Source organism: Psychromonas arctica (genome assembly GCF_036697365.1).
In the GTDB taxonomy this organism is placed as follows: Bacteria; Pseudomonadota; Gammaproteobacteria; order Enterobacterales; family Psychromonadaceae; genus Psychromonas; species Psychromonas arctica_A.
On the sequence record NZ_JBAHZA010000002.1, the window covers coordinates 91,013 to 104,257 of the forward strand.

At 35.8% G+C, this 13,245-nt stretch carries 12 protein-coding genes; 8 read left to right on the forward strand and 4 right to left on the reverse strand.

Annotated elements, in window-relative coordinates; all coding sequences use genetic code 11:
• Positions 1–34: 34 nt before the first annotated feature.
• Positions 35–706 (forward strand): TRAP transporter small permease, encoded by a 672-nt coding sequence (locus V5290_RS02485; protein WP_333381475.1) that lies wholly within the window; start codon positions 35–37, stop codon positions 704–706.
• On the forward strand, positions 706–2,079 hold the full coding sequence (locus V5290_RS02490) for a TRAP transporter large permease (RefSeq protein WP_333381478.1): 1,374 nt from the start codon (positions 706–708) through the stop codon (positions 2,077–2,079). Before V5290_RS02485 ends, V5290_RS02490 begins: the two co-directional genes overlap by 1 nt.
• Before the next feature lie 187 nt (positions 2,080–2,266).
• Here the strand turns inward: V5290_RS02490 and V5290_RS02495 are convergent, their stop codons facing one another.
• Both V5290_RS02495 and V5290_RS02500 read right to left on the reverse strand, forming a co-directional pair.
• Entirely contained in the window at positions 2,267–3,595 is a 1,329-nt protein-coding gene (locus V5290_RS02495; protein ID WP_333381481.1) for a sigma-54 dependent transcriptional regulator, read from the reverse strand.
• Positions 3,592–5,427, reverse strand: a complete 1,836-nt coding sequence (locus V5290_RS02500; RefSeq protein ID WP_333381485.1) for a sensor histidine kinase — start codon at positions 5,425–5,427, stop codon at positions 3,592–3,594. Before V5290_RS02500 ends, V5290_RS02495 begins: the two co-directional genes overlap by 4 nt.
• Positions 5,428–5,582: 155 nt before the next feature.
• Between V5290_RS02500 and V5290_RS02505 the strand changes: the two genes are divergently transcribed.
• From V5290_RS02505 to V5290_RS02530, 6 genes are all read left to right on the forward strand, one after another.
• Positions 5,583–6,824, forward strand: coding sequence for a DUF711 family protein (locus V5290_RS02505; protein ID WP_333381488.1), 1,242 nt, complete (start codon positions 5,583–5,585; stop codon positions 6,822–6,824).
• A 15-nt stretch (positions 6,825–6,839) separates the two neighbouring features.
• Entirely contained in the window at positions 6,840–7,436 is a 597-nt protein-coding gene (locus V5290_RS02510) for a glutathione S-transferase family protein (RefSeq protein WP_333382146.1), read from the forward strand.
• 661 nt (positions 7,437–8,097) lie between these two features.
• Complete coding sequence (locus V5290_RS02515; protein WP_333381490.1) at positions 8,098–8,856, forward strand: amino acid ABC transporter substrate-binding protein; 759 nt, start codon at positions 8,098–8,100, stop codon at positions 8,854–8,856.
• Between the two features lie 25 nt (positions 8,857–8,881).
• Positions 8,882–9,553, forward strand: coding sequence for an amino acid ABC transporter permease (locus V5290_RS02520; protein WP_333381493.1), 672 nt, complete (start codon positions 8,882–8,884; stop codon positions 9,551–9,553).
• 2 nt (positions 9,554–9,555) lie between these two features.
• A complete protein-coding gene (locus V5290_RS02525; RefSeq protein WP_333381495.1) occupies positions 9,556–10,296 on the forward strand; it encodes an amino acid ABC transporter ATP-binding protein in 741 nt (246 codons plus the stop codon).
• Positions 10,297–10,802: 506 nt separating this feature from the next.
• A complete protein-coding gene (locus V5290_RS02530) occupies positions 10,803–11,774 on the forward strand; it encodes a choice-of-anchor A family protein (RefSeq protein ID WP_333381498.1) in 972 nt (323 codons plus the stop codon).
• A 70-nt stretch (positions 11,775–11,844) separates the two neighbouring features.
• On the opposite strand, the gene hisIE is transcribed toward V5290_RS02530, so the two are convergent.
• Both hisIE and hisF read right to left on the reverse strand, forming a co-directional pair.
• Positions 11,845–12,468 carry a bifunctional phosphoribosyl-AMP cyclohydrolase/phosphoribosyl-ATP diphosphatase HisIE gene (gene hisIE / locus V5290_RS02535; protein WP_333381501.1) on the reverse strand — a complete coding sequence of 208 codons (624 nt, stop codon included), beginning with the start codon at positions 12,466–12,468 and terminating at the stop codon, positions 11,845–11,847.
• Positions 12,465–13,238 carry an imidazole glycerol phosphate synthase subunit HisF gene (gene hisF, locus V5290_RS02540; protein WP_333381504.1) on the reverse strand — a complete coding sequence of 258 codons (774 nt, stop codon included), beginning with the start codon at positions 13,236–13,238 and terminating at the stop codon, positions 12,465–12,467. The genes hisIE and hisF overlap by 4 nt, the downstream gene beginning before the upstream one ends.
• Between the last annotated feature and the right edge of the window lie 7 nt (positions 13,239–13,245).

A 13,245-nucleotide genomic window follows, 5' to 3' on the forward strand; every position in this document is an offset into this window, starting at 1 on the left:
CTATTTTAGATTGTCATTAAACAAGGAGTTATTAATGGCGAATACATTGTTTACTAAAATTGGAAAGATCACTGATCATATTGAAGAAACACTGATTGCTGCATTTTTAGGGTTAATGACACTATTAACTTTTGCCAATGTGATTGTTCGTTATGTATTTAATGACAACATATTATGGGCATTAGAGCTGACAGTGTTTATGTTTGCTTGGATGGTATTAGTAGGGGCGTCATATGGGGTGAAAAAGCATTCACATATTGGTGTAGATGTAGTGATTAATCTGGTTCCTCTAGGATTTAAAAAGGCTTGTGCACTATTGACTGTCTCGGCTTGTTTATTCTTTTCTATCTCATTATTGATTGGCTCTTGGAATTACTGGGTACCTTTTATTACTGATCGCGCTTGGTATGAAACAGAAGATATTCCAATGCCTGAAATATTACAGTTTTTAGCAGATTGGTTTAACGAAGGGGAGAGATATGAAAGATTACCTCGTTTTATTCCCTATTTTGCATTGCCACTGTCGATGACATTAATGACTTTTAGGTTTTTACAAATAGGTTGGCAAATCGTTAATAACTCAACTGACAGGATGATTGCGAGTCATGAGGCAGAGGAAAAAGTCGATGCCTTGCATGAAACAGAAGATGTTTCTGAGCAAATTGTTTTACAAGGGAATAAAAACAACAAAAGGGAGTTTCACTAATGGCAATGTTAATGCTATTTATTATGGTCATTATTTTGATGGTAATTGGTGTACCTATTGCTATCTCCTTAGGTGCTTCTAGTATTGTTTTTCTATTAATTCATTCTGATGCGTCTTTAGCTTCGATTGCACAAACATTACTAAATGCTTTCACTGGGCATTACACCTTATTGGCAATTCCATTCTTTATTTTAGCCTCTAGTTTTATGGCCACTGGCGGAGTAGCTAAGCGTATTATTCGTTTTGCAATTGCATTGGTAGGATCTTTGCGTGGCGGTTTAGCCATGGCATCAGTAGTGGCTTGTATGATGTTCGCTGCTTTATCAGGTTCATCACCTGCAACCGTTGTAGCGATTGGGGGGATTGTTATTGCTGGTATGGTAAAAAATGGCTATACCAAAGAGTTTGCTGCTGGGGTTATTTGTAATGCTGGTACTTTGGGTATTCTCATTCCACCTTCAATTGTTATGGTGGTATACGCGGCTGCAACAGACGTATCTGTTGGCCGTATGTTTTTAGGTGGCGTAATACCCGGTTTACTCGCTGGTTTAATGTTGATGATAGCTATCTACATTTACGCACGTTATAAAAATATTCCTGCGCAACCTTTTGTGGGGTGGGCAGAAGTCTTCAATGCTGCTAAAGATGCTGGATGGGGCTTGCTACTTATCGTTATTATTCTCGGCGGTATTTATGGTGGAGTATTTACGCCTACCGAAGCTGCAGCGGTTGCAGCTGTATATGCCTTTATTATTTCCAATTTTGTTTATAAAGACATGGGACCGTTAGCTGAAAAAGAGCCTGAACATAAAAATGCTAAACCTTATCTAATAAAAGCATTACATGTACTTTTTCATGAAGATACACGTAAAACACTTTATGAAGCTGGCAAATTAACGATTATGTTGATGTTTATTGTCGCTAATGCATTAATTCTTAAGCATGTGCTAACAGAAGAGCGTATTCCACAGATGATAACGGAGTCTATGTTATCGGCAGGACTAGGACCAATTGAGTTTCTAATCGTTGTTAACCTATTGCTATTGGTCGGTGGTCAATTCATGGAGCCTTCGGGCCTATTAATTATTGTCGCACCTTTAGTGTTTCCTATTGCTATTGCATTAGGTATTGATCCGATACATCTTGGAATTATGATGGTAGTAAATATGGAAATAGGGATGATCACTCCCCCCGTTGGGTTAAATCTGTTTGTGACAGCTGGTGTTGCTAAATTATCGATGATGAAAGTCGTTAAAGCTTCTCTACCGTTGGTGGGAGTTATGTTTATCTTTTTGATCATTGTTACTTATGTTCCGGCGGTTTCAACTTGGTTACCTAACTTGATGATGGGACCTGAAGTTATTACCAAATAAGTTGCTAGTAGATAAACCACTAAGTAGCATTACTTAATTTATTTATTGCTAACCAATGCTGGAGTTGATAACTCCAGCATTCTTATACTAAATCTGATTATTATTAATAGTTAACCTCTTTTTAAGATATTTAATATCTGTCAGTTATTATATTAATAAACCTAGAATAAGGGGCGTTAAAGAATTGTTATTCTTCATTTTTAAAATTTTGTTTTTGTAGTCCGTATTTTTGCATTTTGTCGTATAACGTTTTCCTCGGTAGTGTTAATGCTTCCATCGTATTTTTAATACTACCGTTACTCAGGCTTAAAGCTTGTTCAATAAGTGTTTTCTCAAAAACTTCAACTTGTTCTGATAAACTTAAACCGGCACTTATGTTGTTATTGGCGTTATTTAAGTCCGATAGGCTGCCTAATAAAATAAATCGTTCTGCGGCATTTCTTAATTCTCTTACATTACCTGGCCAATCATGACTCATTAAGGCTTGTAACGAATCAGCTGGTAATGCTGGTGCAGCTTTACCATAACGAGCAGCTGCTACTAATAAGAAGTGATGAAATAAAGGTGCAATATCTTCTTTACGTTGGCGTAATGGCGGTAAATCTAAGGTAACCATATTTAAACGATAGTAAAGATCTTGTCGGAAGTGTTCAGTTTCTTTTAAATCAACTTTAGTAGCAGCGATAATTCTTATATCTAACTCAATGGCCTTATTAGATCCTACTCTTTCCAATGTACGTTCTTGTAATACTCGTAATAACCTAACTTGAGCTTGCATTGGCATGGATTCGATTTCATCTAGAAATAGGGTGCCGCCTTGTGCATATTCAAATTTACCAATACGTTGCGAATCAGCACCAGTGAACGCACCTTTTTCATGGCCGTATAACTCACTTTCAATTAAGTGTTCAGGTACTGCGCCACAGTTTATAGCAACAAAGTTATGATCACTGCGTTGGCTTTGCTCGTGTAAGGAACGAGCTACTAATTCTTTACCCGTTCCGGTTTCACCGTATAAAAGTATATCGGCATGACTATCTGCAACTCGATATATCATCTGTTTAAGTGCACTTATGCTAGGCGTATTACCTATGATTCTAGGGCCAAGCGTATCTTTACTTTGTAATGCTTTTTTTAATTCACGGTTTTCTAGCGTTAGTTGTCTTTTTTCAATCGCTTTACGAGTTATTTCAATCAATCTTTCGGATGCAAAAGGCTTTTCTATAAAGTCATAAGCACCATTTCTAATTGCTTCCACTGCCATAGAAATATCACCATGCCCTGTGATTAATACCACAGGCAAATCAGCATCTTTTTGCTGCAATGTATTCAGTAATTGCAAACCTGTTATACCTGGTAAACGGATATCAGAGATAATCATTAAAGGTAATGTACTGTGCATTGCGACTAATGCAGATTCTGCGTCAGGAAAACATTGAGCTTCAATGTCAGCTAATGCAAAGCTTTGTTGATGAGCGATGCGCATATCATCTTCATCATCAATAAAAAATATCATTGATTTAGTTCCTTTATGTTTGAATTGACCTGCTCTTTTGTATTGTAAATGGGCATGCTAATAGTAAATTCTGCTCCTTGCTCTTGTCGGTTTTGAGCGGTTAACTTACCTTGCATGTTATGGATGATTTGTTGAGAAATTGACAGGCCTAAACCTAAACCTGTTTCTTTAGTAGTAAAGAAGGGTTCGAATAAGCGTGGTAGATGATTTATTTCAATACCTGTACCTACATCCAGTACGCTTATTACTGCATTATCTTCTATGCATTTGAGATGCACTTTGACTTGCTTTTGTTTGCTATGTTGCATCGATTGTAAGGCATTTGAGAGTAAGTTAACGAGGATCTGTTCTAGTTGAATTGCATCAGCTTTAACATGAATGAAATTGCTTGGCATCTCTAATGTTAGTTCTACATGTTGATTGTTAAATTGTGCTTTTAATAGCTCCTGTGCAGCTAAAATAATAGGTTGTATCGCTACAATTTGTAATTCCCCGTCTGTTTTTCTTGCGAAGGATTTAAGCTGAGCACTAATTTTTGCCATGCGTTCGGTTAACGAGGTAATGCGTATTAAGTTTTCATTTACATTGTCCAGTTTATCTCTTTGTAAGAATATGATGGCGTTATCAGCATAACTTCGAATAGCTGATAGCGGATTATTCAATTCATGACTAATGCTGGTGGATAATTGTCCTAATACGGCTAACTTTGCAGATTGTATAAGTTCTTTTTGTGTTGAGCGAAGCGCACTTTCTGCTTTGTGTCTTTCCTGTATCTCTGCCTGTAGTGCTGAAGTTCTTTCTAACACTGTCATCTCTAAAGTTTGCTTGGTTTTAGCCTCTATTCGCGCTTGTTCTTGGTGACGGTGTCGCTGTTGTTTGATTAAAATTAGCGATAAGTAGAGCAGTAAATATACTAATGTAACGATCAGCGTTAAGATCAGCAAATCTATGATAATAGGTGCAATGGGGGCAAAGACTCTTACAGTCCATTGATTATCGTCGGAAACAATCAACAATGATAAATAATAGTTAGAGAATGCTCTTTTGTTAGCAAGTGTAAGTATATTTGCTTGTTTGTTTAAGTCACCGTAAATAGGCGGTAATGGATCGATAATACGCTGTAAATAACGTTGCTCTTGTTTAATGAGATCTGTTTTTTGTAATGATAAAGGAGTCAAACTATGGAAAAGCCAGTCTTCTCTGGATGATATAAACACGATGCCATCGTTATCAGTGACTAAAAAGTGTTGTTCTTTACCTACCCAATCTTTCTCGATTAACGATAAATCCATTTTTACAACAATAACGCCAATAACGTTAATTTCATTTCGCACTGGATATGAAAAATAATAGCCTCGTTTACCAGATCGAGATCCTAAAGCAAAATATTGTGCATGCTCTCCTTGTATTGCCTTATTAAAGTAAGGTCGAAAACTAAAATTATTGCCTATAAAAGTAGTTTCTTTTTGCCAATTACTAGCGGCAATGGTAGTACCATTTTTATCCAGAAGATAAGTATCTGATGCACTAACAATTTGATTGATAGACTGTAAGTGTTTATTAGTCATTTTAATAACGGATGGATTATTTGGATATTGAAATGCTTTAAAAATAATATCCTGACGCGATACTAATTGTGGAATAAACGCATAGTGCCCCAACTGACTGTCTAGGTGACGTTTAAAGCGTTCAAGTTGTTGTTGGTTACTAATTTGTAGTGACTGATAGCTTGTTTGCCAAAGAGTATGAACGCTAATAATTAAAGTAATGCTATATAATAAAAAACATACACTATTAATGCGGCGTCCTAATGGCATGGTATTTAATGTCACAAGGTATTCCTAATAAAGATCTATGTTATTTAATTTACGCTAATCTACCTAAATTAATGTTTCTTAACGCATAGTTTTATATTTAATTGGTTGATACTTATGATAATGTGAGTGAGACCAAATTTATTATCTTTATTCATTATAGAGGCTACCAGATGCACCTCCCAGAACTATTGTTAGATAAATCGTTGTGTAAAGTTAGGACTATTACTACTTTTCTAAAGTTTGATTTTGACCAAAGTAAATGGCCAGACTTAATCGACCAAGCGAATCAGTTTTGTCTAACTTTAGCTGAAGAGTTTAAAGGTAAGGGATATCACGTTCAATCTATACGAATAGTCACTAATGCTTTTTCTGAATATATAGACACAACCAATCTAAAAACAGCTCAAAGCGATTTGCGCAAACTCAATACCATATTAAATAATATTCAGAGCAGTGAACTTAGGCTACGTTTTGCTATTGGAGAAGCTAAAACAGCACATGAATTAAACCTAATTCCTGAATTGATTAATGAGTTTGGTGATTTATGTAATGTATGTGTAAATATTCCAGCTGACCAGCACTTCTTATTGGACAATCGATTAATAGATGAAGCAGTAAAAACGGTTCAAAGAATCAGTGAAATAACACCCAGAGGTGAGGGTAATTTCAACTTTACTGTTAACTTTAATTGCAAACCACTTATTCCATACTTTCCTGCTAGTTATGTTGATAATGAACATGTGAATACATTTGTAATTGGATTAGAAACACCCGATTTATTAGTGGCGACACTTAAAGCATTTAATAGGTTAAATCCAACACTTGAACATAAAGACCTATACGAGGGTTATTACCAAGCACTTGTCCTGCAAATACAACAACATGTAGATAAATTACAACAAATAATTGATAGCTCAGATAAAAAACTATTCCGTTTTGCAGGAATAGATAGCTCGGCCGCTCCCTCTAAAAATTGTGCAAGTATGACAAACGTCTATGAGTTGATGGGCGTTGAGTATTTTGGTGCTGCCGGCACAGTAGAAGCTTCATCCTTATTAACCAGAGTGTTTAAATCTATTGAAACGATGCCGCTGGTGGGATTTTCTGGATTAATGTTAGCGCTAACCGAAGATCGTGGCTTAGCAGCGGGTAGCCATGCTGCGAATTTTGATATTCGTGCATTATTAACATACAGTGCGGTATGCGGCATTGGTTTAGATACAGTGCCGATTCCAGGAGATACACCAAACCATAAGCTATCAGCTTTAATGCGAGATACTGGAACAATGGCATTCAGATTAAATAAACCATTAACAGTTAGAGTGTTTCCTGTGCCGGGATTGGTTGCAGGTGATACTACCTCATTTGAAAGTGATGATTTATGCAACTGTACGGTACTTGCGGTACCCTAAGGATAGAGTATGTCAATAACCATTTACGGAGATAGCTTTTCAGGTAACTGTTATAAAGTGAAATTATTATGTGCTTTATTACAAATACAACATGATTGGGTAGAAGTTGATATTTTAAAAGGAGAGACTCGAACCGATCATTTTTTGGCTATGAACCCTAATGCAAAAATTCCACTATTAGTGACTGAAGATAATCAATTCCTATCTGAATCTAATGCTATTCTTTATTTTTTAGCACAGCAAAGCGAGTTGTTTCCTCAATCACAGTATCAACAAGCAATCTGTATGCAATGGATGTTTTTCGAACAGTATAGTCACGAGCCTTATATCGCTGTAGCCCGGTTTATTCATAAATATTTGGGGAGTCCCAGTGATAGGTTGGAAGAGCTAGTAAGTAAACAAGAAGGTGGAAATAAAGCGTTAGGTGTCATGGAAGTCGCATTACAAGAACGTCCTTATTTAGTGGGTGATGACTTTACCATTGCAGATATTTGTTTATTTGCTTATACCCATGTCGCTTATGAAGGTGGTTTTAATTTGAATGGTTATCCTGCAATTCTTGCTTGGATTTCCCGAATAAAAAATCATGCTGATTACATTGCCATTGGTTAGTTGCTGAAAAACTGCTCTATTCACTAAAGATCATCAGCTAAGTCTCTATTATATAACATTAAGTTATAAAATCTTAAACGACAGGGCTACAAGAGTAGTTTACTATTCGCAACACATTTCCGGTTGAATGGCTTTGTTTTACTTTAGAATCAATAATTTTGGTGATTTAAACATTGATTTTACGGTAGAATTGGTCTGTTTTTCTGATAAATAATTCGTTAGTTTGTTTAATGAACAAAGATTGTATTAATAATAACAATTGCCTTGCGTACGTCAGTTAGGGTTACTTTTTAGTATTAGTCTTTCCCATTGTATGAACAAATTAATGTGATTATTGGAATAATAATTATCTCATTAAATGCGTTTAATGACTTTTACTATAACTGATACCAATTATATTAAATATCTGATCTAAATATTGCTGGGAACGATGGTTTTATTCGAACTGTAAGTTGAGTTAAATAGTCATTCTTTATATGAAACTTACAGCGAATAAATTAAGTTTTTATCCATTAAAAAGATCGGTAAAACAGTGTGATTGGTTTACCACCAATAACGATAATTAAACGTTATTTTTAGTTGTTAAAGGTAATTATCTTGCTACTGAAAATAGATGGATCTTAATTAGCATATTGGAAACATTACCTAAATAGGGATTACTATGAAATTATTTTTTAAAAAAGCGCTGATTGCTTTTGTTGCTGCAAGTAGCTTATTGACTGTTCCGGCATTTGCACAAGAAACAGTTAAAGTTGGTATGTCTGGTCGTTACTTCCCATTCACTTTCTCTAAGCAAGATAAACTACAAGGCTTTGAAGTGGATGTATGGAATGAAATCGCAAAACGTTCTGATTACAAAGTTGAATTTGTAACGGCTAGCTTCTCGGGTTTATTTGGTATGTTAGAAGCTGGTCATATTGATACTATCTCTAATCAAATCACTATTACTGAAGCGCGTAGTGCAAAATATGCATTCTCAACACCTTACGTTATAGATGGTGTTCAGGTAACTGTTCGTAAAGGTCGTGATGATATTCAAGGTATCGAAGACTTAAAAGGTAAAAAAGTTGCCGTTAACCTAGGTAGTAACTTTGAAGAAGTACTACGTAAGTTTGATACTAAAAACGAAATTAACATCGTGACTTACGATACAGGTATTGAGCAAGATGTTGCCCTTGGTCGTGCTGATGCATTTGTAATGGACCGCGTTTCTTCTGTGCAATTAATCAAAGAAGCTGGTTTACCACTGCAACTTGCTGGTCATCCTTTTGAAGAAATTAAAAATGCAATGCCATTCTTAAATAAACCATCTCAACTGGCTATTCGTGATCAAGTTAATACTGCATTAGCATCTATGCGTACTGATGGAAAATTAGCTGAAATTTCAGATAAGTGGTTCGGTACAGACATTACACAATAATATTAATCCTTAAAGAGTCGTTTTTATGCAAAGTTCTTTTGATCTTCAATACATAATTGAATTAATGCCCATTTTACTGAAGTATCTTGGGGTAACAATGGAAATGGCACTTTGGGGGTTCTTATTTGCATTAATACTCGCGCTAGGCCTAGCTTTAGTGCGAGTATTTAAAATTGCTTTTATACAACACCTAGCATCATTGTATATTTCATTTTTCCGTGGCACACCTTTATTAGTACAGCTTTTCCTTTTGTATTATGGTTTCCCACAGTTCATGCCTATCTTTGTTGGCATGGATGCATTTACTGCCGCAGTTATCGGTTTGTCATTACATTTTTCTGCTTACATGGCAGAAAGTATACGAGCTGCTATTTTGGGAATAGATAAATCTCAAATGGAAGCATGTTTAAGTATCGGTATGACACGTTTACAAGCAATGAAACGCATCATATTGCCTCAAGCCTCCCGTGTAGCTACACCATCTTTAATGAATTACTTTATTGATATGATTAAAAGCACTTCTTTGGCTTTCACACTTGGTGTCGCTGAGATTATGGCTAAAGCACAAATGGAAGCATCATCTAGCTTTAAATTCTTTGAAAGCTTTTTAGCCGTTGCGGTAATTTATTGGGTAGTAGTTATCTTCTTTACTCGTATCCAACATTTATTAGAATATAAACTTAATAAGGCCTATTAATCATGATCAACGTGTCTCAGTTAAGTAAGAAATTTGGTGATTTAGCAGTACTCAAAGAGATTAACTTTGAAGTAGCAAAGGGCGAAATTGTGGTTATTATCGGCCCATCAGGCACTGGTAAATCAACATTACTCCGTTGTTTAAATTACCTTGAAACACCAACCACAGGCAAAATTACTATTGGGCCTGCGAGTATCGATGCTGTAGATCATAAAGCTAAAGATATAACCGAATTACGTAAACAAAGTAGTTTTGTTTTTCAAAATTACTCTTTATTTGCTAACAAAACAGCGTTACAAAATGTAGCTGAAAGTTTAATTACTGTTTGGAAAACACCCAAGCAAGAAGCGTTATCAACTGCCGAAACAATTTTAGTTAAAGTAGGTTTGGCTGAAAAACTTGATGTTTATCCTTCTCAATTATCAGGAGGCCAACAGCAGCGTGTTGGTATTGCAAGGGCTATGGCTGCAAAGGGGGAGGTTATTTTATTTGATGAACCTACTTCTGCTTTGGATCCGGAATGGGTAGATGAAGTGCTCGCAGTGATGAAGCAATTAGCATTTGAAAAGCAAACCATGATTGTAGTAACTCATGAAATGCAATTTGCAAAAGAGGTCGCAGATCGGGTTATTTTCATGGAAGATGGATACATAGTAGAGCAGGGTGCTCCGCAACAAATCTTTACTAACCCACAGCATAAACGTACACAAGCCTTTGTGAAAAGGGCGCTAAAACAGCACTAATTTGCGCATTACTACCTCTCCACGAGGTAGTAATACTTTTTCATTACCTACCTATCATTATACAATTAACTTAAAAGGCGTACCGGCTTAGGCCATTATTTTTATCTACGCTCAAATATTTTATGCTGATAATGATAGCAATCTAAACAAATTCCTTAATTACCTTCCTTGTTAAAATAGGAAATTTGACGTTTTGATTTACGTATATAGTGCATGTAGGCATATCTGAACTTAATTTTTTCAGTGCCAAGTTTAAATAAATTTTAATGTAATTGGTATAAACACAATACTTTATTGTTTATGGTTTTCTTTATATAGCAGCAAAAAACATTAAAAGAATACGATGGTTAAGTAAATTTTAATATTAATCATGTCGATTTAATTAACACTTTAGGGTTAACTACTTTATGGGTAGTCAATAAGCACTTATATTTCAATCACTTATAGTTTTGGCGAGATAATTGCATATAAACACATGAATTTTTATTTTAACTTTGAGACCATATATGAATAAAGTAACCACATTAATAGCATTTGCTTTAGCCAGTTATACACCTATCAGTTTAGCCGGACCAATAGAGACGTTAAATGAATATAATCTTGTTGTTCTAAATGATTTAACTTCAAGTGGTGAGGTTGAAGGTAAAACGATCATATCTGGTGACCTATCAGGATCTACTTCTAATTACGGTATTCATTTACCTCAAAACGATTCATCTGTTGGCAGTGTGTTAGTCGTAGGTGGTGATTTAACAACAGGCACCACAGTTAACGCTAATGGACATGATGTCATTATTGCAGGTAATAGTAACGGCAACATTAATGCTAATTCGGTATCAAATGATGCGTCAGCATATGACTTCGATCTAATTAAATCTGAATTTATTAATTTCTCTGGCTTTTTATCTGAGTTAGCTGTCAACTCTAGCTTACTGACTTCTACAAATGGTCAACCATCTGCTGGCTCATTTGAAGTAGGCGATTCAGTCGGTTCTGAATTAGCTGTTTTTAATATTACTTCGGAAGAGTTCTTTGAGAATAATTTAGTGCAGCAATATGATGTCGACCTGAATGGTCAATCACCTTCTGCTATTGTTATTAATGTTTCAGGGGAAACCATCAATGATGCAAGCTTAGGAAATGCAGTTGGTAACATCACTACTGATGCATTTCGTGAAAACATCATTTGGAATTTCTTTGAAGCAACTGAAATTGATTTAGTTAAACAAATCAATGGTAGTGTACTTGCGCCTTTTGCGGACTTAACAAACGCAACTCCTATCGAAGGTTCTGTGGTGGTAAATAACTTTGAACAAAATGGAGAAGTGCATGACGCCTTATTTAGTGGCGTAATAAACTATAATGCACAAGGTAATGGTTCAACAGATCCAGTAGCTGTGCCTGCTCCCAATTCGATGCTTGTATTACTGACTGCTTTGTTAGGCTTTATGTTATGGCGCAGAAAGCAAACTTCATAACTTACATTTATTTTAAGCATAAAAAAACCGCTAATAGTTTCTATTAGCGGTTTTTTGTATAAGAGGTTTGTTACTTGCTGTGGCGCTCAGCCAATTTAGCAGCAACATCTGCTAGTGACAAACCTTCGTTTTGTAGCAACACGGTTAGGTGATATAACAAGTCAGCACTTTCACAGGTTAACTCATCCATATCTTTAGCCATTGCAGCTAGTGCAACTTCAACACCTTCTTCTCCAACTTTTTGAGAGATGCGTTTTGTACCGCGTGCATACAAACTAGCAGTATAACTACTCTTTGGATCAGCACCTTTACGGCTTTTGATAACTTGCTCTAAATCAGAGATAAAGCTTAATGAAGGTTCTTGTTCATTTTTGAAACAAGTCTCATTACCTAAATGACAAGTTGGACCGATTGGATTAACGATTGCTAGTAATGTGTCATTGTCACAGTCAGAACTTATTTCAACAACATTTAAAAAATTACCTGACTGTTCGCCTTTACACCATAGACGTTGTTTAGTGCGGCTAAAAAAGGTCATTTTACCAGATTCAAGTGTTGCTGCTAATGACTCTTCATTAACATAACCTAGCATTAGTACTTTTCCAGAAACTTGGTTTTGGACAATAACAGGCATTAAATTATCTACTTTTGCCCAATCTAAAGTTGCTAGTTGTTCTTCTTTCATTAAACTCATAAACGTATCTCTACCTTTTCTGTTTTAAGGTAAGATTTTAACTCACCAATATTAATTATTTGTTTGTGGAATACACTGGCTGCTAATGCGCCGTCTACATCAGCTACATTGAATACATCTGCAAAGTGACTCATTTCACCTGCACCACCTGATGCAATTAATGGTACATTACAAATTGCTCGTGCTTGAGAAAGTTGATCAACATCGTATCCGCAACGAACACCATCTTGGTTCATTACGTTTAACACTATTTCACCGGCACCACGTGATTGTACTTCTTTTATCCAATCAAATGTATTCCACTTGGTTGTTACTGTAGCAGCTTCATTACCTGTAAATTGTTTTACTTGATGTTGGCCTGTTTCTTCATCGAAATAAGAGTCAATGCCAATAACGATACATTGAGTACCGAACTTTTCAGCTAGACGATTGATAAGACTTGGGTCCGCTAGAGCAGGGCTATTAATAGATACTTTATCTGCTCCAAATTGTAAGATGCGTTTTGCATCTTCTTCTGTTTTGATACCGCCTGCAACACAGAATGGAATATCAATGACTTCAGCAACTCTGCTAACCCAACTTTTATCAACTACTCTGTCGTCAGAACTAGCTGTAATATCGTAAAATACTAGTTCGTCTGCGCCTTCTTCAGCGTAGCGTTTAGCAAGTGGAACGATATCGCCGACGATTTCATGATTACGAAATTGAACACCTTTAACAACCTGTCCATCTTTTACATCCAAACATGGAATAATTCGTTTTGCTAACATAAAGCCT